The sequence below is a fragment of the Vibrio harveyi NBRC 15634 = ATCC 14126 = KCTC 12724 genome, from assembly GCF_001591145.1.
Lineage (GTDB): Bacteria > Pseudomonadota > Gammaproteobacteria > Enterobacterales > Vibrionaceae > Vibrio > Vibrio harveyi.
The window spans coordinates 24939-47194 of sequence record NZ_BCUF01000020.1 but is presented as its reverse complement, the minus strand read 5'-3'; the positions used below and the strand labels follow the sequence as shown (position 1 = coordinate 47194).

Below are 22256 nucleotides of genomic sequence, written 5' to 3'. Positions count from 1 at the left end.
TAAAACAAATTGACAGCTATTTAATTGTGATTTGTTGCACAAAAGGAGCGTGGTTGCGTGGTTTAGCTACTCTTATTGATAATTAACCCATCGAAACCGAACTGTTGATAGGGTTTAAAAATGCTGTATGAATTAATCGACCACGAACTAGTAGATGTTATTAATGACCGCGCTTACCAATGGCAAGACGCAGTTAAAAAGACAACGCAATACCTAGAAGACAAAGGTTACGTTTCTCAGCAATACGCGGATGCCATCATCCAATCGACCGAAGAAAATGGTCCTTACTATGTGTTGTGCCCAGGACTGGCAATGCCACATGCTCGTCCAGAAACCGGTGTGCTAAAAACGGGCTTGGGCATTCATATCTTCCCTTCACCAGTTGATTTTGGTTCGGACCTTGGTCCTGCCAATATTCTTATTACCCTAGCTGCAAAAGACTCTGATACCCACATTGAGGTGATTCAAGCGTTAAGCGAGATGTTTGTGGACGAAGAGAACATTGCAAAGCTGGCACAAGCCTCATCTAAGGAGCAAGTGCTAGACATAATAAAAGCATACTAAAAAGGAATATAACGTGAAACCAAACATGCGAGCCAATGTGCAAGCCTTCGGGGGTCATTTGACCGCCATGGTGCTGCCAAATATCGGAGCCTTTATCGCTTGGGGCTTTATTACTGCACTCTTTATTCCAACGGGTTGGATGCCAAACGAAGCATTTGGTGAACTTGTTGGTCCAATGATCACTTACTTATTGCCGCTGTTAATTGGATATACGGGCGGTCAGATTGTTGGTGACAAACGCGGAGCGGTTGCTGGTGCCATCGGTACCATGGGCGTTATTGTTGGTGCTGACATTCCAATGTTTGTCGGCGCAATGATTATGGGTCCGCTCAGCGCTTGGGTTGTGGTGCAAATGGATAAACGAATCCAACATCGCATCCCTTCGGGCTTTGAGATGGTGGTGAACAACTTCTCATTGGGTATTGTGGGCATGATTTTATGTCTATTCGCCTATGAGATTGTTGGTCCTGCAGTAACGGCGGCTAACTTATTCGTTAAATCGGGCATTGAAGCTTTGGTTGCAACGGGATTCCTTCCTTTGCTTGCGATCATCAATGAACCAGCGAAAGTGCTGTTCCTTAACAATGCCATCGACCAAGGGATTTACTACCCGTTAGGTCTGCAGGCAGCAGCTGAAACAGGCAAATCTATCTTCTTTATGGTGGCATCTAACCCAGGTCCGGGTCTTGGTATGCTGTTGGCTTACGCGAAGTTTGGTCAAGGTCTGTCTAAACGTTCTGCGCCAAGTGCCATCATCATTCACTTCTTTGGTGGTATTCACGAGCTGTACTTCCCGTACGTGCTAATGAAGCCAATTATGATTGTGGCAATGATTGCAGGTGCGGCGACTGGTATCGCAACCTTCAACCTACTGGATGCAGGTTTGGTAGCAGGTCCAAGTCCAGGCTCAATCTTCTCTTACCTAGCTCTTACTCCAAAAGGCAGTTTCCTAGCGACCATCGCAGGTGTCACAACAGCAACAATAGTTTCCTTCCTTGTCGCAAGTGCGATTCTGAAGATGAGCAAAGCAGAAAACAAAGAAGACGAGTTTGAACAGTCTGTCTCTGAGATGAAAGACATGAAAGCGGAAGGTGCAATTAAACCTGCAACGCAACAAGTAAACAAACCAATTTCATTTGTCGCATTTGCTTGTGACGCTGGTATGGGCTCAAGCGCGATGGGGGCTTCAACCTTCAAGCGCAAGTTAGTACAAGCCGGGATTGATATTGAAGTGAAGAACTTTGCCATCGAAAAAGTGCCAAGTGAGGCCGACATTGTCGTGACACACGAAAGTTTAGAAAGCCGCGCAGTAAACGCAACAGGCTTGCCTGTCGTGACAATTAAGAACTTTCTTAATGACCCAGCGCTTGACGAGCTGATGGATAAGATTAAGCAACAAACGGTCGCGACTGAGCAACCAGCCTAACAATGCAGTATGGGGTGGAACATTCCGCCCCATGTAGGAGAGAAATCATGGTACAAACAACGGCAGCAGTTATCTGTGGCGAGAAAGATGTTCAACTAAGAACTTTTGATTTGCCAAACATTTCAGCCGATGAACTTCTGGTTAAAAACATTTCAAACAGCATCTGCCTTTCCACTTACAAAGCGGCATTGCTAGGCAGCAAACACAAACGCGTACCTGAGAACATTGATGAAGTGCCGGTGATGACGGGCCATGAGTACGCCGGTGTGATTGTTGAAGTCGGTGAGAACCTAAAAGACCAATACAGAGCAGGCGATTACTTTGTTCTGCAACCTGCAATGGGTCTGCCTACTGGTTACTCGGCAGGCTACAGCTATGAGACTTTTGGCGGCAACGCAACGTATTCCATCATTCCTAAAATCGCTATCGACTTAGGTTGCGTTTTGCCTTACCACGGTGACTACTTTGCAGATGCGTCTTTGGCTGAGCCAATGTCATGCATCATCGGTGCTTACCATGCTAGTTACCACACTAAACAATACGTGTACGAGCACGATATGGGCATCAAAGAGGGGGGGGCGTTAGCGCTGTTAGCTTGTGCTGGTCCAATGGGCATTGGCGCTATTGATTACGCGATTAACGGACCAGTGAAGCCAAAATTGATCGTGGTGACGGACATCGACGCCGCACGTTTAGACCGAGCAGAGTGCTTAATTCCGGTTGAGAAAGCAAAAGAGCAAGGCGTTGAGCTGCATTACGTGAATACAGCCCAAGTTGATGATCCTGTCACTTATTTGAAAGCGCTTAACGACGGCAAAGGCTACGATGACGTGATGGTATACGCAGCAGTATCGCAAGTATTAGAGCAAGCCGACGAGCTGTTGGGTAACGACGGCTGCTTGAACTTCTTCGCAGGACCTACCGATAAGAAATTTAAAGTACCGTTTAACTTCTACAATGTGCATTACGAGTCAACGCATATTGTGGGCACGTCTGGTGGCTCAACTGGCGACATGGTGGAGTCTATCGACTTGTCTTCACAAGGTAAGATCAATCCATCGTTCATGATCACACACGTTGGTGGTCTGCAAGCTGCGCCACATACGATTTTGAATCAGTTGGATATTCCGGGTGGTAAAAAGTTGATTTACCCGCATATTGACCTGCCGTTGACCGCGATTGATGACTTTTTATCGTTGGCAGACCAAGACCCGTTCTTCGTCGAATTAGACGCAATTTTGAACGCAAACAACTATGTGTGGAATGCTCATGCAGAAAAAGCGTTACTTGAGTTTTATGACGTGAGCTTAACGGTTTAGTTGCAACGAATTTGTGTGGTAGCCTCTGTGCTGCCACATAATGGAGAGGTCATAAGACGTTGTCACGTGAAGATGAATTACTGGAGAAGCTGGACGAGTGCGAAAATGCCACTGCGTTTCTTCAGGTTTCTAACAAAATAATTAACCTCAAGTTAAAAGCACTGCTTCCGAAAGTGTTCGTTCAAGACGACCTCGTGAAGGAGTATGCTGTGGATCCTTTATTGAAAGAAGATGGTCCGTTAGCAACAACCGATGTGGTGTCTAAGTTGATGTTTGCAATGGGCAAGATCTCACTGGAAACTTACGCTGACATTGGGTTGTACGATCAGGTGTTGGAGTTCGCGGTCACTCAGTCGGAAAAGGTCGAGTTTGCCGATGACGTGATTTACGACTTCATCAAAAACCAATCAGTACTCTCTTCCCAGCAAGACAGCTTTTATCTTGAGTCGATCAATCAGCTTAAGTTCTCTTCGTTTGAGTCCTTTTCACAAATGAGATACGAAGCCCTCATCAAAACAGTATTAAAGCTGTCGTGTGAAATGTTGATAGAAAGAATCGAAGGGGAGATAAATCAATAAGGGTTCACCATGAAAGTGAATTTAAACGTCAGTGGTTTTGAGACCGAAGCTACCTTTCCTGAAGCCGACGTAAAGCGAATCCATCAACCTCTTATCGAAAAGTTTACCCGCCTTTATCACGAGAAGCAGGAGCGTATTGTTGTGTTCTTGTGCGCCCCTCCGGGTAGTGGAAAGTCTACGCTAGCAGCCTTTTGGGAATATTTATCAGAACAAGATGAAAACCAAGAGCCACTTCAGGTTCTGCCTTTTGATGGTTTTCACTACCCGAATGAAATCCTCGACAGCAACACCATTGAGCGTAATGGTGAACGTGTTCCACTGCGCAGCATTAAAGGCTCTTACGAGACGTTCAATCTCACGGAGCTTATCGACAAACTGAAACAACTGAAAGTGAAAGACAGTAAGTGGCCTTACTACGACCGCAACTTACATGACCCAGTTGATGATGCCATTCAAGTTAATCGCAACATTGTCGTTGTTGAAGGCAACTGGCTGCTGCTTGATGAACCAGTATGGAAAGAACTGCATCGTTTGGCAGATTTTACGGTGTTTATTGATACCCAAGCGGAGTTTCTACAAGATCGTTTGGTCAATCGTAAAATCCGCGGCGGTACAGACCCAGAAGCGGCATTGGAGTTCTATTTACGTTCTGATGCGGTCAACGTTGATAAAGTTCTGAATCATTCGGTTCCTGCTGACTTATCTTTGTTCCTTAATCAAAACGGCTCGTTCGAAATTCGATAGTTCGTCCACAATCTCAGGAGGTTACCATGGATATCGTGATTGATAGCCACACCCATACTATTGCCAGTGGACACGCTTATAGCACAATTTTAGAGAATGCGTTGGCTGCCAAGAATAAGGGGCTAAAACTTCTTTGTACCACCGATCATGCTCCTGAGATGCCAGGCGCCCCTCACTACTGGCATTTCAATAATCAAAGAATTTTGCCCCGCTTTTTACATGAGGTTGGTATTCTTCGTGGCGTCGAAGCCAACACGCTGAATGTGAAGGGGGAGATCGATTTACCGCCTTCTTCTGATCAACATCTTGATTGGGTGATAGCGAGCTTTCATGAACCCGTGTTTAAGCCTGCATCGGAAGTTGAGCATACCGCCGCTCTTATTAATGCAATCAAAAGTGGCAGAGTGGATGTTCTCGGTCACTTAGGTAACCCGAATTACCCATTCGATATGGAGCAGGTTCTGCGTTGTGCAAAAGAGCACAATGTCGCGGTAGAAGTAAACAATACGTCTTTGACAGGTAAAAGCCGTAAGGGCAGTGATAGTCGCTGTGACCGTATTGTGGAGCTAGGTAAAGAAATTGGCGTTTACTTCACCACAGGATCGGATGCTCACTTCAGTGAAGAGATTTCCAAGTTAGAGTTGGCCATTGCTTTGCTGGAAAAACATGGTGTTGAAGAAGAGAAAATACTCACTACATCAACGAGCCGGTTCTTGAACTTCTTACTGCTGAGGGGCAAGGCGAAAATTCCAGAGTTCGAAGCGCTGTATTGAGAAGCGATTGATCCAAATGGTTATCGGCTAAGCAACATAAACCCGCAGCGTGCGGGTTTTGTTTGTTTAGGATGAAACAAAAAGCACTACAACGGAGGCTCTACCACAACAAATTTGCGCTCGGCTCTGAGTGGTGCAAACCAAGTATTTTTATATTTGAAATAACTTTGCCCGTTAACGACGACAGTTTCTTTAGTGTGAGGCAGCGAGTCTACGATTTCACCAAGTTTATAGTGGCTTGGCTCAGGCTTTGGCGCTGGTGGTATTGGACTCACTCTTGCTGTGTTTGAGCTTAATGATGGCGAAACGATCTGCCTTGAAGGCGGAGTATCATTGGTCGTCGATGACGTTATCACACGGTCATCGCGCAATATGGTGTAGTTACCACTTGGTGGATAACGAACGTACACATAGCGGACACCATCACGACGGTAATAGGAATCTTGAACAATGGCATAAGTAATACCAGCGAAGACAGCAAAGGTCGCAATGTCTACTAAATCACTGTGATAATAATAGTAACGTCCACGATAAGGTGGATACCAATATCCCGGTCTTACATAGATAAACGACGAATGATAACGAGGTGGTCTCACGACATAATGAGGTCGATGATAGTAGGGTGGTCGGTAGTAAGGCGGACGGTAATGGTGCGGTGGCTTAATGGGACGGTAAGGGCGGTTTACTGGGCGTAAATCGTGTTTGTTACCCGGTTGAGTTATCGGTTTTACTGCTGGTTTCACCTGTGACTGTGCAGAAAGGTTTGTTGACCCAACCAAGCAGAGAATGGTGGTGGCGATTACCCAGATGCTTCTCATAGTATATTCCCCCATAATTTGGAGTATCGAAGCGCTAGTCTTTAAGTTTAGCTCACCATAACTGTGTTTGATTCATGCGTCTAGAGCACTACTTTTGGGATGTCTTAGTTTTTTGCTCTAGCACTAAGAAGATAAGCTTGGTCAGCATAGACTGTGCTTCCGGGGGAAGTAATCTTGCCGCAGACGCAACGTCTTCTGCAGAAATGTTATCAACACCTCTTGCATCCAATGCGATGTCTAAATCGGTCAGGTTTAATGCACGCAAAATTGAACGGTATTGTGAGAGTTTTAAATCAGATTCGCCTCGCTCTATTCGCTGATACGTCTTTTCACTCATTCCGGCAATTTTTGCCATTTGTTCGCGTGACACGCCTTTCATTTTGCGTCGCCTAATCAGAACTTCAATCAACGGGTCTACTTGCATCGCTCCTCCTTAGTGGACAGTTTTGTCCTGAAGCACGCAATAACCGGACCAGTTTAACCACCCCATATTTACCCGAATGGATATAGTGATAAGAATGACGTTCCACAAAAAAATAACGTGAATTCAGTCAGTTTCAGAAAATGGAAAAATATCAGTTTTATAAATCAATTTCTGGCGAAGTTAATATTCGCAAAATGCAACGCATTTTAGATCAACTTCTTGATGAAATTCGCAATCGTAGCCGGGATACAAGATTAGATGTTACTTGGCTAACGCGAGAATCCCAAAAGCGATTGATGAACTATAAAGAGCTGTTTTTACACCGCTGTGATATTGAACAACAGGAGTTGGTTCAATCATATGAACACTTGAGTTTGATGGAACGTTCGGTTGCTGATTTGGGGATTGCTGTGCTGACATACATTATTGATGCGCTAGACAAGGAGATGTAATGCGTTGAAGGTTTGGTTCGTTTAACAAAATACGGACGAGCGAAATCCCACAAAGGCGTTTGTGTGAAATAAAAGCACTTGGAATAATTAACGAAAGGATAAAAATGCTGGGGAACCAAACCCAGCATTCGGAACACTCATTTACCTATATTTTCGAACCGTAAATCAGTGTTTAGAGGTATGTGAACCGAAACATGTCGATACGGAGCGAATAATAACGATATTGCTGAATCTAGGCTATGTTCCGGGTTTCTAACACCTTCCAACAAAGTGTACATTTTCATGTACACCTCAAAAATTGAGTGCTATCGCTCACTTTCGATTCTTTATAACGACAAAAGGCTAAATAATCGGCGGTTTTACAACATATCTGTTGCATCAACTGATAGTTGTTAAAATATATGGCTATAAGATGGAGCTTTTGCTTTTCAATCGTCCTATTTATGCCTTACAATCCTTTCGAACCAAATCCATTCAGCAGAGAATGGGATTGACGAAAAAGGATGCGCTGATTTTGCTTCGAACCCAAAGTGAGACGTTCCGTTAATCAAACTCTGCCCGGAAATGATTCCCTACCCCCTTTATATGCTCAGACAGGATAGATCCGTCTTGAGTCTAGGCTTTTTGCATCCTGAATTCCGGCTTCGCGCTGAGTTCTGGGGGCTGTAAGGTAGGGCGTTTCCGTAGATCGTACTTCGAACCAAAGTACGATAAGTCACAATAAAACGGATTAAATTTAGAGGTATTAACCGTGAACCTAAAACTTGTCGGCAGCTCCCTGATCGTAGCAGGTACTGCTCTTGGCGCTGGTATGCTTGCCATACCAATGGTGCTTGCTCAATTTGGCCTTCTTTGGGGCACTCTCCTTATGCTGTTCATTTGGGCAGGTACAACTTACGCTGCACTTCTTCTATTAGAAGCAAGCTGCAAAGTAGGTGGTGGTGTCAGCATGAATGCAATCGCTCGCGAAACCCTTGGTAAAGGTGGTCAGCTTGTTACTAATGGTCTTTTGTATGCACTACTTGTTTGTCTGCTAATGGCTTACATTATTGGTGCGGGTGACTTGGTACAAAAAGTCACCACGTCAATGGGACTACCACTTTCTACGATTTCTAGCCAAGTTGGCTTTACTGTGCTGGTTGGTCTTATCGTATCAGCGGGTACTGGTGTGGTGGATAAGCTAAACCGTGGCTTGTTCATCGGTATGATTGTCGCGCTCATTCTAACGCTATTCTCTCTTGCGCCAAATGTGTCATTTGAAGGTCTAAGTGAAGTGGTAAATGCAGACAAAATGGCATTGATCAAACAGAGCTCAGTTCTATTCACCAGCTTCGGCTTTATGGTGGTGATTCCTTCTTTAGTGACCTACAACAAAGAAGCAAGTAAGAATCAACTGCGCAACATGATCATTGTTGGCTCTACGATTCCTCTTGTGTGCTACCTACTTTGGTTGTTTGCAGTCGTGGGTAACCTACCTCCACACGAGCTTATTCAATTCTCTAACGTATCTGAGTTGATCTCTGTACTTGGTCAACAATATTCGGGTCTAGAATTCATTCTATCGATGTTCACTGGTCTGGCGCTTCTAACGTCTTTCTTGGGTGTGGCAATGGCGTTGTATGACCAAAATGCGGACCTTCTTAAAGCTAGCAAGCCTGTGGTATTTGTGACAACGTTCATCCTACCGCTGCTTGGTGCCGTGTTTGCTCCAGAACACTTTCTCGCAATCCTAAGCTACGCAGGTATTATCCTCGTGTTCTTAGCAGTTTTTGTCCCACTATCAATGACGATGAAAGTACGTCGTGTGCCTGTGGATGATGACAATGTGTACGAAGCAGGTGGCGGTGCGATGGGCATGAGCGTGATCTTCCTATTTGGTTGTTTCCTGTTGTTTGCACAAGCGGTGTAGTATCCACTGATTGATTGACGCTTAAGCGACTCAAATTTTAAAAAGCCGTTTGCCTCGTGGGGTAAACGGCTTTTTTATGCCTTTTGGCGAGTGATACATCTGTAGCTCTTATCGGATTGGCCTTGGCTTGATAAATCGTGATGATATTTGACCATGGGATGAAATTGTCTCGCTAGCGCCTGACAAGAGCGATTGCATCTCTTTTTATCATAACGCCCAAGTTATTAAGAAAAGGGGAATTGAGTGTCGAAGCGACTTTCTCTTACCATGATTGGAATGATGCTTTCGTTAGGAGTGTTCAGCGCTGATGTTTCCGCGCATCCAAAGCATCATCATAATAAACACGGTCATCATCACCATAAACATAAACATAAACACAAGCATAAAAAGGTCGTCGTGGTGAAGCACAAACGACCAAAACATTATTATTATCACTACAAGCGTATTCCACCGCGCAGTACGTATATCCAGATCGGGAACTTTACCTACCTGAAGGTGGATGAGCACTATTACAAGCGTTCAAAAGATCGTTATGTTCATGTGGTGTTGTAATCGATAAAAAAACAGCGAGCACTGTGCTCGCTGTTTTGCATTTGTAAGTAAGAGAAGTGTTACACCGTAAAGCGGTTAAGGATTTCGTCTTGTTTACGAACGTCTTCATTCTGCGCTTGCATTGCATCGTTGGTGCGGTTTGCAGAGTCAGCAACTTGAGTCGATAGATCTTTGATGTTGACCGTGTTGTTGTTGATCTCTTCTGCTACCAAGCTTTGCTCTTCAGCTGCCGAAGCAATCTGCAAGTTCATATCCGAGATACGTTGAATCGCATCGCGGATGCGTTGCAGAGCGTCATTTGCGTGTCCTGCTTTTTCTACCGCTTCTACTGCGCTGCCTTTGCTTTGGTGCATTGCGCTTGCAACAGAAGATGCGCCTGATTGCAATTGCTCAATCATGCTGCGAATTTCGGTCGTAGACTCTTGAGTACGTTGTGCAAGAGTACGTACTTCATCGGCTACCACTGCGAAGCCACGACCAGATTCACCTGCACGCGCCGCTTCGATTGCCGCATTCAGTGCAAGTAGGTTCGTTTGGTCTGCAATATCGTTGATAACTTTAAGAATAGTCTCAATGTTAGCTGTCGCAGACTCTAAACCTTGAACTTCTTCAACCGCTTGATCGATGCTGTCAGAAAGTAGGTTAATCGTTTCTGTCGACTCATTTACGATAGAGGAGCCTTGCATGGTCGCTTCATCCGCTTCTTTCGCTGCACTTGCTGCGCCTTGCGCGTTGTTAGCTACTTCGGTTGCCGTTACTGACATTTCGTGCATAGCTGTTGCAAGTTGCTCTAGCTCTTGAAGTTGAGTCTGAATCGCAGACGCAGAGTCACGTGCACCTTCAGCAGTAATTTGCGTTCCGCTGAGGATCTGATCAGAGATACTCTTCGATTCGATGATCTGGTGCTGCAAGTTCTCCATAAAGGTATTGAAACCTTTTGCTAGTTCAGAGAATTCTTGATCGGTATTGGTGTCCAAACGCTGCGTTAAATCGCCTTTGCCTGATGCGACGGCTTGGATTGCTGTGTTTAGCTCATCAAGAGGGCGCATCAAGGTACGGATAAGGATAGTCAGTGCGATGATAGAGGCAATCACGGCAATCAATGAGTAGATGATTGCACTATTACGCAGCTTACCTACTGCAGAATACGCAATGCTTTCGTCGACAAGCGCGCCTACATACCAATTTTCACCCGCAATGTGCGACAGGCTCGCCATGTATTTGTTGCCGTTAATCTCAATGTGTTGAGCGCCAGGTTTGATCTCGACTTGTGGCAAGTAGCTCGATAGCTTCTCACCATTGTATTTCGCTTCTGGGTGAGCAATCGTCGTGCCGTCTGCAGTAACGAGGAAGAGGTAGCCGGCATCAAATAGATTGACTTGGTTTACCAAGTCAGAAAGGGTGGTCAGCTCCATATCGTAGAACATCGCTGCTAGGAATCGACCGGCTTCGCGAACTGGCGTACCGATAGAAATAATGACCTTCTTAGAAGAGACATCAACATAAGGGTCAGTGACGATAAGTTTGCCCTGTGCTTTTGCAGAGACAAACCAAGGGCGAACACGAGGATCATAGTCGGCACCAGCTTCCCAGCCGTCATCGTTTTCGATTAAGGAACCATCGTGGTCGTATGCGTACCCGATTGCCAAGAAGCTTGATTTTGGCATTGGCTTTTCTAGTACATCTTTTACGTAATCGTGATCGCTTGGATTAATTTCCAAGATCTCGGTCATCGATTGAGCAAGATCTTTCTTCGCGTTCATTTCGGACTCTACAGTGTTCCCCACACTGGAGAGAATTTCGTTCACACTCGTATCAATGTTTTCTTCGATCTGCGAACGGATAGTCATAACCTGTTGTGTCGACAGCAATGCCACAGTAACAAGCAGTAAAATAGAAGAGGCAGTTACAACCTTATGTCTGAATTTCATACTTTTCCCTCTCGAGTCTCCCGGCTGGTTTACTCTGCTTTCACCTCTTCTTCCCTGGGTGATTTCGGCAGATGTGAACACAGAATTGTGTTTGTTATTTTGTTTATCGACAGATTTATCAGAAACCTGAAGGCTATTTACGGCTTTTATTGTCGAAACGGGATAAAAAGCCTAGATGAATTTAAAAGTTGTGACTTTGATCTGAATTGTTGGACTTCGTCATTAAACTGTTAAAAACATAAGAATGGTATCACTGAGCCTTATAGAAACAAGTCTTATCTTGGGTGTCTAACTAATTTAAATAGATGAATTTGAAATGATATTTATAAGTTATGTATCAAAAATGAGACGTAAAGAAAGCGAGGGTAGAACCAAAGAATATGGTAAATATGAGCTAAGAAAACAAACTGATGTTACAAATACAAAAAAGGCCCCGACAGAGCGGAGCCTTTATTAATTGCATCAAATTTAGAAAATAAGATGAGCTACACCTGCAATGACTGGTAGCGTAATCAGCGTGCGTAGAATGAAGATTACGAACAGTTCTACGATGTTCACTGGAATCTTACTACCTAGAAGCAGAGCGCCCACTTCTGACATGTAGATAAGCTGAGTTACTGACATTGCTGCAATTACAAAGCGAGTCATTTCGTTATCGATAGATGCCGCTAGGATTGCTGGGATAAACATATCTGCAAAACCAACAACGATAGTTTGAGACGCTGCTGCTGCCTCAGGGATTTGTAGCAACTCTAGGTAAGGGATAAATGGTTGACCTAGGATCTCAAATACAGACGTGTATTCTGCAATGATTAATGCCACGGTACCAAGGCCCATAACCACAGGAAGTACGCCAAACACCATGTCGATTGCGTTATGTACGCCTTCTTTAAATACCGACTGTACAGAAGTCACTTGACCAGCGCGTTTTAGCGCAAGATCCATACCCCAAGAAAAAGTCGTGTGACCAGCAGGTACTGCGTCCGCATCTTTTTTCGGTTCGCTGCCATCCATGTAACGGTCTTTCTTTAGGCTCAATGGTGGTAGGCGAGGGATGATAATTGCTGCAATAACGCCAGCTAGACAGATTGCGCCGTAGAAAGGCAGGAATAGGTGCTCTAGTTGAACCTGAGCAAGGACAACCAAACTAAAGGTAATCGATACTGCTGAGAAAGTCGTACCTACAACCGCAGCTTCACGTTGAGTGTAGAAGTTGTTTTCGTATTGTTTACTGGTTAGTAGGATACCCACACTACCATCACCCAACCAAGAAGCCATACAGTCGATCGCGCTACGACCTGGCAAGTTGAAGACTGGGCGCATTACTTTACTTAGTAGGGCTCCGAACAGTTCTAATAGACCAAAGTTAAGTAATAAAGGCAGCAATAGACCTGCGAAAATAAATACCGCGAATAGCGTTGGTAGCAGACCTGTAAGAACAAGACCGCCTGTGTTTTCTTCCCAAATTGCTTTTGGACCCACTTGGAAGAACGTCATCAGCACCGCTGCACCACCAATTAGGCGAACCAATAACCAAAGTGGAGACGGATTAAATAGACCGTTCAAGAAACCGTTACGTAGGATTGCTGCTGGCTTGAAAATTTTGCAAAGAACAGAAGCTAGCGCCATGAAAGCAACAATAGCGGTTACGATAGCAATTAAAGTATCGCCAAGAACTGCAGGAATGACTTTTGCCATTACCGCGACAGGGATTGTCAGACCACCATCGTAAGAGATTGGTGCCATGAAAAGTAGAAGACCGATTAGGGATGGGATGAAGAACATCCAAAAGTTGCCCTTAGGCGCTTCAGCAGCATTAGTGTTGTTATGCATTGTTTGTCTCGTGTTACTACTAGTCAATACTCGCCATATTCCATGACATAAATATTCACTAAACATCCGTATTTAATCACAGTGTGCGGAGATTACCCGCAAACTGCATCCATTGCAATACTATTCATTAAATACATCTAGTTATTCAGCCGTTTTTTCGGCTAAAAGTACTAAACCTAGAATCTTGTATATGAATTTGTTGCTCGTGTTAGAAAATTGTAGCACGTAAGCTGCTCAGTGCAGAGTGTTAAGGGGTACAGTGTGACTAGAGCAATAAAAAGCCTAGCAAATGTGATTGGGATCTCAAGCCAATGACAGCGTTTTCTGCCAGTAGATAGGGTTTATAGGCTAACCGAGTGACAAGAGAGATAAGACGGTTTAAGTCGAATGCTTAAACCGTCATTAAAAACTAGACGGTTTGGTTGCGGCTCTGCAAGTAGAGGTAACTCCAATATGCAATGGCAATTATAAAAGCTAACAGAGCCGGGAAGGCTAATGCGTACAGCTCGTAAACGTTAAATAAACCTGCACCAGCTGTACCGCCTAATAAGAAGCCAAGGAAGATAAAGATAAACAGCTTGGCTTTACGTCGGTCAAACTGACGTCCTCGCAAGCTCTCTCCAATCATAATACCGAGGTCAGTAATAATACCGGTCATGTGAGTGGTTCGGACGACAGCTCCGCTGAATGTTGTGATCATCGCATTTTGTAAGCCGCAAGCGGCAGAGGCAAGGTATTGACCATAAACATTACCCTGTACCAGAAAGCCCAAGCTGAGCAACAGCAGGCTACCCTCTATGCAAAGAGCTACACCATAGCGACGACCAAGCTTGAGCGCGCTGCTTTCGATAAAGAATCCACTAAATGCAGAGCCAATCAAAAAGCTAAATACAATAAGGAGCAGGTGAATGGTTGTATCCACACCTGTTAGCAAGCTGTTCCCTAGCTGAGTTACGGTTCCGGAAAGATGCGTTATCGCTTGATGTTGAAAGCCGAGAAGACCCACGGCATTGACGCAACCTGCGAGAAGAGCAAGCAGAAAAGCGCCATATTCCACCCAACGAGGAAGTCTGGAAATCACAATAAAGCCTCACCAAATGTTAGGAGCAGATTATAGCGCTCGTGGCGCGGAACGAAAGTACTTACGCGATTACTTGGTTGATCATTCTCAATAAAGTCTCAACTATTGTTGAGCAAACTCAAATGTTGAGAGAGTTCAAATTCTGCATAACAAATATTTATCTAACGTGTTCCATGGTGCAATCAAAGCTGACCCATCCCTGTTTTCTTTGCTCATAAATGGAAATAGTGGGTTGTGGAAACTCTTTATTGTTAAACAATCCCATTGGGATCACCACGTAGTCTGGGGCGTCTGAAAGCAGTAAGCGCATTGTTGTACCGCATGCCGGGCAAAATTCGTAATGCACTTGATTTCCTGAATCGGCGATACGAGTATAACTGGTGGTATCGCCATCTAATATTACTTGGCCTTTGTGAAAACGAGCTTGAACACCAAACACACTCCCCGTGCGCTTTTGACATTCGAAACAGTGGCAAATAGAAGTGCGAATGGGCTCCGCCGTGCAACGCAGTTGGACTAAGCCACAGGCACACTCGCATGTGTGGGTGATTTTTGTCATCGTTATTACCTATTGGTTGCCCACCAAACAGTTTAGTTTAATTTTGAAACACTTGAGTCAAAATGAACGGATAGGCAGAGCGGTCTTCGCTCTATAAATGGTATATACTCCGAACATAATTCAGAGAACAAGAACACAAGGAAGTCTTCATGACTCGTAAGAGAATCCTACCTATTCCCCTCATTCTCCTGATCCCAATCGTACTGTTAGCTGTGGTTATTATTGCGGGCATTTACCGGTTTAGCCTTTCTGATGATGAGATCATGGCAAAGTTTCCTCAAGCGCAGGCACAATCTAATTCAATCGTAGCGGAAGTACTGGGTATTCAGTCACGAAATCCGTGGACTGTTCAAGTTCCAGAGCAGGGTGCGGTGACTTTTCTTGATGAGTGGGATAAAGAGCATGGTTTTTTAAAAGGTCAGTATGATGCTGGTGCAACAAAAGGCGAGGTACTGGTACCTACCGAGTTTATTGCGCAGCGTAACGTAAGTGAGACCCCTTGGATTGTGGCTCCTGTGATCGTGACAACACAAGGTTCTGGGGCGTTTTACTACATCGGTTTATTTAAGTTTGATGCTGTACCAAGCCGTGTTGTATTGCTTAACAGCGTTTTCATTGGTGATCGAATCAAGATGTCTTCATTGAAATGGAACAGCGATACACAAATTTCGCTTTCATATCTTCAACATGGAGAAGATCAAGCGATGGCAGAACAACCAAATCAATTGATTACAACCACTCTTAAACGTGTAGGTAATAACTTACATATGCAACAGTAATGAATTTTTTTGTCTTCTGTAAAAAATAAGTGTTTTCTGCGCTAGATCTCGTAATTTCATAGTGATTTCTTATGCGGGAATGCATAAGCTATGAGCCTTGTTATAAAGGAGATAGTAATTCCCGTGTCTACAAATGAAATTACAACAAGACGGTTGCCGAATCTGACAAGTCGTAAAGCGCTACTGTTGTACTCCTTGCCAGTATTAGTTGCGATTGGTGTTTCCAACTCTCTCAAAGAGTCTTCCCTTACTAAAACCATCGCCCTTAACTTGCCTGAATCGCGAGTTGTAGAAAATATTCTTGAGGCGACAACAGCAGAAGTTGTCTCTCCCCCAAATTTTGAATACCAAATCCAAGCAGGTGACAACCTAAGCTCCATTTTTAGCCAACTGGGCTTCGGCTACAGTTCGTTGATGAAAGTGATGGAGACGGATTTGAACTTCCTTGCTCTTGATACTTTAAAACCCGGCAACACATTGCGTTTTTGGCGTGATGAGTCGACGGGTGAATTGGAAAAGATGGAGCTTCAATTTTCTATCGCCGACAAAGTCGTTTATCGTCGTAATGCTGATGGCAGCTACGATTTCTCGGACATCTCAATCCCAGGTGTTTGGCATCAAGAACCTTTAGTTGGCGTGATTCATGGTAGTTTCTCGTCATCAGCAAATCGTTTGGGCTTGAGCTCAGCGGAAATCAGCCAAGTGGTGAACCTACTAAAAGAGCAGGTTAACTTCGGTAAAGACTTACGCGCAGGTGACCGGTTCGAAGTGGTTCGTCGTTCTCAAAGTATTGATGGCGTGCCGACTGGCAAGAACGAAATCGAAGCAATTAAGATCTACAACCGTGGTCGTGAAGTGACTGCTTATCTTCATACCGACGGTCAATTCTATAACGCGAAAGGTGAGAGCCTACAGCGTGCCTTCCAACGTTACCCTGTTAGTCGAGGCTGGCGTATCAGCTCAGGCTTTAACCCGAAACGTCTTCATCCTGTAACGGGTCGAGTTGCACCTCATAACGGTACTGACTGGGCTGTGCCTATCGGTACACCAGTAGAAGCAACGGGGGATGGCACGGTTATTATGACACGTAAACACCCATATGCGGGTAACTACGTAGTGATTGAGCACGGCAGTAAGTACAAGACGCGCTATCTGCACCTAAGTAAGATCCTCGTGAAGAAAGGTCAGAAAGTTTCTCGTGGTCAACGTATTGGCTTATCGGGTAAAACGGGACGTGTAACAGGTCCGCACCTTCACTACGAATTGATCGAATACGGTCGTCCTGTTAATGCAATGCGAGCGAAGATCCCGATGGCAAGCTCTGTGCCTAAAAAGGAAATGGCGAGCTTTATTGCTACTCGAGACGAGATGGACAAACTGCTTAAAGACAAAGAACAAGCCGTTTTATAAATCACAAAAAAGACCAAACATTGTTTGGTCTTTTTTTATGCGCTTTTCATCTGCTTTTCGTTGATGATGCCAATTAGCTCGTCAACATTGTGTGGTCTCGAATAAAAATAACCTTGAATATGGTGGCAACCCATTTCAATGAGCTTTTGCAAGGCTCTGTCATCCTCAACCCCCTCAGCAATAAGATCAACCTCAAGCAACTGAGCCAGTTGAGCGATCAGCAAAACGACTTGTTCTGACGTCGTATTTGAGAGCATGTTGCGTACAAATGTCGCGTCGATTTTGATGCTATCGATAGGGTAGTTGTGAATGTAGTTTAAGCTTGAGTAGCCTGTGCCGAAATCATCTAATGCGACCTTAAAGCCTAGATAGCGTAACGAATTCAATACCATCTGTTCTCGACCACTTTGTGACAGCAAGACTGTCTCTGTAAGCTCGATAACAAAGTCTGTAGCTTGGTGATGGTATTTTTCTAGAATCCGAGTAAGGAAGTTCATGTAGCGATTAGAATCAATAAGTTCATGAGCTGAACAGTTAATTGAAAGCTTGACGGTGTAACCCAGTTGTCGTTCTAAGTTTTGTTTTGCGCGGCAGGCGAGTTCCACGATGCGCTCGCCTAGCTCAATGATTAACCCTGATTGTTCGGCGGCTTCAATAAATTCCACTGGCGAGACGTTGCCATAAACGCTGCTGTTCCAACGCGCGAGGATTTCAAAGTAGTCCCAACGGTCACTGGTGATGTCAACAATTGGCTGGACTACGACATAAAGCTCTTCATTTTCATCAATGCTTAAACGAAGCTGCTCACGCAGTGCTTCAATCAGTTGTGTCTGGCGATGGTAAAGTGCACTTAAGTGGGTGTCGTAATGTTGAATACGGGTATCTCGGCGTTTTTTACAGTCTTTTAGCGCAAGGCTCGCATTCAGTATTAAGTCATCACTATTTAGCATATGCACAGGCGCTCTCGCGATCCCGATACTGACAGTGAAAGAAATACGATTGGATTTGTCTGAATAGCCTGCTTCGATTTTATCGAGGATTTCTTGGCAGACGCTAACAGGATCTTCGTCATAGGTAATAAAAGCAAACTCGTCACCTGCGACTCGAAACGCATTGTTGGGCGAGGTTAAGCTTTGTTGAATCGCATTTGCAGTGAACTTAATGATTTGGTCACCGATGTAGTTACCGTTGATGTCATTGATGGATTTAAAGTTGTCGATATCTAGATACGCAAGACTAAAAGGGCGAGTTGCCTGCTGAGTTAAGGTCTCCAACGTATCAGCTAAACAACTGCGATTGAGCAGCCCTGTTAGATTGTCATGAGAGACTTCGTAACTGAGTTGGTTGAGAAGTTTGTCTGAGCGTTCACTGATCCACTTTTCTCGCAAACTATGGATGATGATGTTTGCATAAAAACGGTGATGGAAGATGATTTCTTCGGCTTCAGCTTCACTGATGGAGTGAGTAAATGTTGACACTAAGATGCCTAACACTTCACCTGTATGTGTTTTTAAAGGAAGTCCGATATACGCTTGAATGCCAGCGTCCTGAAACATTTGGTCTTCAGGAAATAGCTTGTAAACTTCATCTTGATAGAAGATGAGTTCGCCAATGTCTTGTGCGACTTGCTCACAAGGAGTGCCTTCTAATCCGTAACACATGCTGTCTGCGATGGTTCCGCCACTAGAGTTGGAAAGCGTCACCGCACAATGTTGTAGGTGTGCTATCTCAACTACGCAAGTACAGTAGCTTTGAAATTGCTGATGGAGCTCAAGCGTTACTCTGTCGAGTAGTGCGCTACCATTGAGCTTTAGAATTTCATCAAGTAACTGGATACTTTTTTGTTCATGATCCATTGAACATTTCACCCGACGTTGTGTTTACCCATATCGTGTTTGTGTTGGCTTTATTACACGATCTTTTCTCATTTAATCGATATGCATCACGTTAACTATTGTTTACTTCAGGTGATTTTTCAAACTCAAGATACGTTTTATTGGTGATTTTCAACCATAGGGTGAGGTGCTAGGGGAGCTAACTCTCATCAAAGTGGTAGTCGCTTTGGAGAAGGCTAGTTACTCTCTAGTACTTGAAGCACCAGAGAGTCAAAAGTTTAGGCACGTTTCTCTTCTTCTAAGCGCGTTTTTAGATAGTCGAGAAACAGTTGAGTTCGGGTGTGTTGATAGTCCAGCTTTGGGTAGTAGGCATATACAGTCGCTTCATCAGCGGTCACTTCCGGAAGAATGGGTACTAAAGCGCCGGATTTTAGGTCTTCTTTGATCATCACGTTGTTAGACAGCAAGATTCCCATGCCTCGTTTAGCACCATGGAAGAGGGCTTCTGGGTTCGTCGTGGCGAAATTTCCCGATAGGCTGACACGTTTTCCACGATTGGTCTTGATTTCTCGTACTGGTTTCTCACCCCAGATTAAAACGTTATGCTGCGACAATTCTTCGATTGTTTTTGGTGTACCGTGTTTCTCTAGATAACTTGGCGCAGCATAAAACTGAGCTTTGTGCTCGAACAATGGGCTGGCTTTAAAGCTGAGGGAATTGAGTTGCTCCAACTCACGGCTGATAAACAAATCTAGGCTAAGTTCTGGTATCTGACCTGGTAGCGTGGTGATCAACTGAAGTTTAATATCAGGGTATTTTTCAAGAAAATCATCAAGATAATGTACTAAAAATTTAGAGCCTACCGCCAAAGTCGCACCAATTTTAAGTAGTCCTGCTGGTGACTGGTTAACAGAGCGGGTTTCATCTAAAACGGATTGCCAAGAGTCGAGTTGGACTTTGGCTCGTTCATAAAACAAAGCGCCTGCTTCAGTTTGGCTGATCGAGCGAGTGGTTCGCTTTAATAATTGAACACCAATCTTGTCCTCTAACCATTGGATACGTTTACTGATGGCGGAGCTGGTGGTGTTGAGTTTTCTCGCCGCTGCGTTAAAGCTACCTTCCTCGACTACGCGAATATAGCTATTAACGCTCTGAATCCAATCCATCTTATTCCATCCTCAGGGGAAATAATCCCTTTCCATTTTGGTTTATTATCATCTTTGAGTATCAAATATACACTGTCTGTCGTGAAACTGTCATGATGTAAGGAGGGTATATTGCATAAAACACCATTATTGTTGGCGATGATGATCATCGCGACTGGTCAAGTAGGCGTCAGTATCTATCTTCCCTCTTTGCCTTTGATTGGTCACGATTTGAATCTTCCTCAGCATACGATTCAAAACTTGGTTACGCTGTTTCTTGTCGGATTTGGTGTCTCACAGCTAATTTATGGTCCTTTATCCGACGCAATTGGTCGCCGTCCTGTATTTATCTTGGGACAAAGTGTGTATCTCGCCGGAACCATCATCTGTATTGCCTTTGCGGACCACATTTTTGCACTTGAGACCGGACGTCTACTACAAGGTCTTGGGGCTGGGAGTGCCTCTGTTCTTGGGCGCTCTGTGTTGCGAGATAGCTATGATGGAGCGCAGCTCACCAAGGCGTTGTCATACATCTCGGTGACTGCTTCTGTGATGCCGATTGTTGCGCCTTTGTTTGGTGGATGGATTGCTTATCACATTAGTTGGCATGCGGTTTTTGTCTTCGTTCTTATTTATCTTACGGCGATCTTTACCCTTGGCTTTATTGTGCTGCATGAAACGTTGCCATACCCCAAACGCCGCTTTGAGCCAAAGCGTGTGATGCGCAATTACTTTGAGTTGTTGACCAACAAACAAGTAATAGGCAGCGCAAGCTACAACTGGTTGAGTTACTTATCAGCTTTGGTGACACTGTCTCTCTATCCGTTCTTAATGCAACAAGAGCTTGGTCTCACTGCTGCCGATTACGGTACCTTGATGATTGTGCCTTCGGCAGGTTTATTGATGGGGAGTTTAGTTCTCAACATCATCAATGCTCGATACAAAGAGCAACAGATCCTTTTGATGAGTTTTGTCATTGTTGCCTTTTCAGGAGTGATGCTTCTTATATTGCCGTTTACAGCGACATCTTTGCTCATTGCCTTTACGTGTTTGAGCTTCGCGCAAGGCATGTCTTTCCCTGTTTCGATCAGTTTACTGCTATCGCCTCATAAACAACAGGCAGGTGCGGTATCTGCATTGTCGGGTTCTATTCAGATGTGTTTAGCAGGGTTATTTGGCGGCTATTTGGTAGAAACTTGGGTAACAACTCAACATCAACTCGGCGTCTTTTATATTTCGATTGCAGTGATTTCTTGCTTGGTGCTGGTGGTTGGACAGTTCCGTACCCCTTCTGGTGGTTTAGTCCAACCAGAGCGTTCTTAGTTGAATGTGGTTGCAAGGGCATGTTGTCCTCTCTAAAATGCGCAACCAATTATTGTGTCGTTATCTACACTCGGTTAATAGTGGCATATCGACAACACCCGTTCATTGTTAGGTGAAATCATGCAACAAAACGAATTTGAAGCTCTACTGAAAGAAATCGGTCAACAAGAAAACCTACCTCAAGCGCTAGAGCTATTAAAAGCATCTGAGGAAGAAGTCGCTCAGGCTGCTGAATCGCTAACAGGTCAATTCGGTCTTGCTGAAGTAGAAGGTGAAAAACGTATTTACCACATTACGGTTCAAGCAGATGAGTCTGGTGAAGAGAAAGAGTTCGTTGAGCATGTAATGAATGAAGGTGACCACCTGATCAAGTTTGCGGCTTGGTTCTTCGAGACTTTCTTTGAAATTAAACCGAAAGACACCTACAAAGCAGCAGGTAAAACATACCAGCAACCTAAACGTTAATTACGTTTCTTATTCGCTAGGATAAAAATCTTTGTAATTAAATTACAGAATAAATGTGACTCATGTCTTGTTTTGTGGTTCATGTGGTGTAAAATTACAACACAAACCAGTTAATTGCTTCTTAGGAGAAGGTCATGGGTTACGAACTTGGTGGTGTTTACTTTGGTCAAATGATGGCTAAAGACGCGATGCACAAAGCGCTTTACGGTAAAGCGAAGAAGAAAAAGCCTTCTATGTTTGCTCGCGTAATGAAAAAACTAGCGAATTAATAAGAAAAGCCCCGATGTCATATCGGGGCTTTTTGCATTCTGGCTCTGGGTATCTCAATCGATATAT

22 protein-coding genes are annotated in these 22256 nt (G+C 44.3%); 14 read left to right on the top strand and 8 right to left on the bottom strand.

All coding sequences use genetic code 11. From position 1 onward, the window contains the following. Positions 1 to 120: 120 nt before the first annotated feature. The 6 genes from VHA02S_RS12135 to VHA02S_RS12110 are packed head-to-tail and all read left to right on the top strand — an operon-like array spanning position 121 to position 5404. Complete coding sequence (locus VHA02S_RS12135; RefSeq protein WP_005425097.1) at positions 121 to 564, top strand: PTS sugar transporter subunit IIA; 444 nt, start codon at positions 121 to 123, stop codon at positions 562 to 564. 13 nt (positions 565 to 577) lie between these two features. Continuing rightward, the gene (locus tag VHA02S_RS12130) at positions 578 to 1990 is read left to right on the top strand and encodes a PTS mannitol transporter subunit IIBC (RefSeq protein WP_005452449.1); all 1413 of its coding nucleotides are present in this window, start codon (positions 578 to 580) and stop codon (positions 1988 to 1990) included. A gap of 47 nt (positions 1991 to 2037) precedes the next feature. After that, positions 2038 to 3309 carry a zinc-binding dehydrogenase gene (locus tag VHA02S_RS12125; protein WP_005452448.1) on the top strand — a complete coding sequence of 424 codons (1272 nt, stop codon included), beginning with the start codon at positions 2038 to 2040 and terminating at the stop codon, positions 3307 to 3309. 59 nt (positions 3310 to 3368) lie between these two features. Further along, positions 3369 to 3887 carry an MltR family transcriptional regulator gene (locus tag VHA02S_RS12120; protein WP_029788584.1) on the top strand — a complete coding sequence of 173 codons (519 nt, stop codon included), beginning with the start codon at positions 3369 to 3371 and terminating at the stop codon, positions 3885 to 3887. Positions 3888 to 3896: 9 nt separating this feature from the next. Further along, the gene (locus tag VHA02S_RS12115; RefSeq protein ID WP_005452446.1) at positions 3897 to 4631 is read left to right on the top strand and encodes a nucleoside/nucleotide kinase family protein; all 735 of its coding nucleotides are present in this window, start codon (positions 3897 to 3899) and stop codon (positions 4629 to 4631) included. A 26-nt stretch (positions 4632 to 4657) separates the two neighbouring features. Beyond that, positions 4658 to 5404, top strand: coding sequence for a phosphatase (locus VHA02S_RS12110; protein WP_005452445.1), 747 nt, complete (start codon positions 4658 to 4660; stop codon positions 5402 to 5404). Between the two features lie 86 nt (positions 5405 to 5490). Here the strand turns inward: VHA02S_RS12110 and VHA02S_RS12105 are convergent, their stop codons facing one another. After that, the gene (locus tag VHA02S_RS12105) at positions 5491 to 6222 is read right to left on the bottom strand and encodes a hypothetical protein (RefSeq protein ID WP_038899183.1); all 732 of its coding nucleotides are present in this window, start codon (positions 6220 to 6222) and stop codon (positions 5491 to 5493) included. An 88-nt stretch (positions 6223 to 6310) separates the two neighbouring features. After that, positions 6311 to 6646 carry a helix-turn-helix domain-containing protein gene (locus VHA02S_RS12100; RefSeq protein WP_017818627.1) on the bottom strand — a complete coding sequence of 112 codons (336 nt, stop codon included), beginning with the start codon at positions 6644 to 6646 and terminating at the stop codon, positions 6311 to 6313. A gap of 140 nt (positions 6647 to 6786) precedes the next feature. On the opposite strand from VHA02S_RS12100, the gene VHA02S_RS12095 reads away from it, so the two are divergent. The 3 genes from VHA02S_RS12095 (at position 6787) to VHA02S_RS25340 (ending at position 9559) form a co-directional block, all read left to right on the top strand. Then, a complete protein-coding gene (locus VHA02S_RS12095) occupies positions 6787 to 7098 on the top strand; it encodes a hypothetical protein (RefSeq protein WP_038899184.1) in 312 nt (103 codons plus the stop codon). Positions 7099 to 7849: 751 nt separating this feature from the next. Further along, entirely contained in the window at positions 7850 to 9007 is a 1158-nt protein-coding gene (locus tag VHA02S_RS12090) for an amino acid permease (protein WP_005452440.1), read from the top strand. Between the two features lie 243 nt (positions 9008 to 9250). Further along, entirely contained in the window at positions 9251 to 9559 is a 309-nt protein-coding gene (locus tag VHA02S_RS25340; RefSeq protein ID WP_080640397.1) for a VPA0510 family protein, read from the top strand. 59 nt (positions 9560 to 9618) lie between these two features. Here the strand turns inward: VHA02S_RS25340 and VHA02S_RS12080 are convergent, their stop codons facing one another. From VHA02S_RS12080 to VHA02S_RS25335, 4 genes are all read right to left on the bottom strand, one after another. After that, entirely contained in the window at positions 9619 to 11490 is a 1872-nt protein-coding gene (locus VHA02S_RS12080; protein WP_009696385.1) for a methyl-accepting chemotaxis protein, read from the bottom strand. 468 nt (positions 11491 to 11958) lie between these two features. Next, positions 11959 to 13323 (bottom strand): YjiH family protein, encoded by a 1365-nt coding sequence (locus tag VHA02S_RS12075; protein WP_005452434.1) that lies wholly within the window; start codon positions 13321 to 13323, stop codon positions 11959 to 11961. A 409-nt stretch (positions 13324 to 13732) separates the two neighbouring features. Further along, positions 13733 to 14404 (bottom strand): YoaK family protein, encoded by a 672-nt coding sequence (locus VHA02S_RS12070; RefSeq protein WP_005452432.1) that lies wholly within the window; start codon positions 14402 to 14404, stop codon positions 13733 to 13735. A gap of 157 nt (positions 14405 to 14561) precedes the next feature. Beyond that, positions 14562 to 14963, bottom strand: a complete 402-nt coding sequence (locus VHA02S_RS25335) for a GFA family protein (protein WP_080640398.1) — start codon at positions 14961 to 14963, stop codon at positions 14562 to 14564. 149 nt (positions 14964 to 15112) lie between these two features. Between VHA02S_RS25335 and VHA02S_RS12065 the strand changes: the two genes are divergently transcribed. Beyond that, entirely contained in the window at positions 15113 to 15742 is a 630-nt protein-coding gene (locus VHA02S_RS12065; RefSeq protein WP_005452429.1) for a hypothetical protein, read from the top strand. Positions 15743 to 15895: 153 nt separating this feature from the next. Further along, the gene (shyA, locus tag VHA02S_RS12060) at positions 15896 to 17152 is read left to right on the top strand and encodes a peptidoglycan DD-endopeptidase ShyA (RefSeq protein WP_017818632.1); all 1257 of its coding nucleotides are present in this window, start codon (positions 15896 to 15898) and stop codon (positions 17150 to 17152) included. Between the two features lie 35 nt (positions 17153 to 17187). Here the strand turns inward: shyA and VHA02S_RS12055 are convergent, their stop codons facing one another. Further along, on the bottom strand, positions 17188 to 19008 hold the full coding sequence (locus tag VHA02S_RS12055; RefSeq protein ID WP_005452427.1) for a putative bifunctional diguanylate cyclase/phosphodiesterase: 1821 nt from the start codon (positions 19006 to 19008) through the stop codon (positions 17188 to 17190). 257 nt (positions 19009 to 19265) lie between these two features. After that, on the bottom strand, positions 19266 to 20153 hold the full coding sequence (locus tag VHA02S_RS12050; protein ID WP_017190772.1) for a LysR family transcriptional regulator: 888 nt from the start codon (positions 20151 to 20153) through the stop codon (positions 19266 to 19268). A 111-nt stretch (positions 20154 to 20264) separates the two neighbouring features. Here VHA02S_RS12050 and VHA02S_RS12045 point away from each other — a divergent pair, with 111 nt between their 5' ends. The 3 genes from VHA02S_RS12045 (at position 20265) to VHA02S_RS26345 (ending at position 22189) form a co-directional block, all read left to right on the top strand. Continuing rightward, the gene (locus VHA02S_RS12045; RefSeq protein WP_038899186.1) at positions 20265 to 21455 is read left to right on the top strand and encodes a multidrug effflux MFS transporter; all 1191 of its coding nucleotides are present in this window, start codon (positions 20265 to 20267) and stop codon (positions 21453 to 21455) included. Between the two features lie 120 nt (positions 21456 to 21575). Then, positions 21576 to 21920: a hypothetical protein gene (locus tag VHA02S_RS12040; RefSeq protein ID WP_038899187.1), complete on the top strand. Its 345-nt coding sequence runs from the start codon at positions 21576 to 21578 to the stop codon at positions 21918 to 21920. A 134-nt stretch (positions 21921 to 22054) separates the two neighbouring features. Continuing rightward, positions 22055 to 22189, top strand: coding sequence for a hypothetical protein (locus VHA02S_RS26345; protein ID WP_005452414.1), 135 nt, complete (start codon positions 22055 to 22057; stop codon positions 22187 to 22189). Positions 22190 to 22256: the final 67 nt, after the last annotated feature.

Bases quoted from the DNA above. Each gene is read 5' to 3' on its own strand.
- VHA02S_RS12125 (WP_005452448.1), top strand. From the start codon at position 2,038: ATGGTACAAACAACGGCAGCAGTTATCTGTGGCGAGAAAGATGTTCAA.
- VHA02S_RS12080 (WP_009696385.1), bottom strand. From the start codon at position 11,490: ATGAAATTCAGACATAAGGTTGTAACTGCCTCTTCTATTTTACTGCTT.
- VHA02S_RS12095 (WP_038899184.1), top strand. From the start codon at position 6,787: ATGGAAAAATATCAGTTTTATAAATCAATTTCTGGCGAAGTTAATATT.
- VHA02S_RS26345 (WP_005452414.1), top strand. From the start codon at position 22,055: ATGGGTTACGAACTTGGTGGTGTTTACTTTGGTCAAATGATGGCTAAA.
- VHA02S_RS12065 (WP_005452429.1), top strand. From the start codon at position 15,113: ATGACTCGTAAGAGAATCCTACCTATTCCCCTCATTCTCCTGATCCCA.
- VHA02S_RS12075 (WP_005452434.1), bottom strand. From the start codon at position 13,323: ATGCATAACAACACTAATGCTGCTGAAGCGCCTAAGGGCAACTTTTGG.
- VHA02S_RS12135 (WP_005425097.1), top strand. From the start codon at position 121: ATGCTGTATGAATTAATCGACCACGAACTAGTAGATGTTATTAATGAC.
- VHA02S_RS12100 (WP_017818627.1), bottom strand. From the start codon at position 6,646: ATGCAAGTAGACCCGTTGATTGAAGTTCTGATTAGGCGACGCAAAATG.
- VHA02S_RS12110 (WP_005452445.1), top strand. From the start codon at position 4,658: ATGGATATCGTGATTGATAGCCACACCCATACTATTGCCAGTGGACAC.
- VHA02S_RS12105 (WP_038899183.1), bottom strand. From the start codon at position 6,222: ATGAGAAGCATCTGGGTAATCGCCACCACCATTCTCTGCTTGGTTGGG.
- VHA02S_RS12040 (WP_038899187.1), top strand. From the start codon at position 21,576: ATGCAACAAAACGAATTTGAAGCTCTACTGAAAGAAATCGGTCAACAA.
- VHA02S_RS25335 (WP_080640398.1), bottom strand. From the start codon at position 14,963: ATGACAAAAATCACCCACACATGCGAGTGTGCCTGTGGCTTAGTCCAA.
- VHA02S_RS12055 (WP_005452427.1), bottom strand. From the start codon at position 19,008: ATGGATCATGAACAAAAAAGTATCCAGTTACTTGATGAAATTCTAAAG.
- VHA02S_RS12050 (WP_017190772.1), bottom strand. From the start codon at position 20,153: ATGGATTGGATTCAGAGCGTTAATAGCTATATTCGCGTAGTCGAGGAA.
- VHA02S_RS12115 (WP_005452446.1), top strand. From the start codon at position 3,897: ATGAAAGTGAATTTAAACGTCAGTGGTTTTGAGACCGAAGCTACCTTT.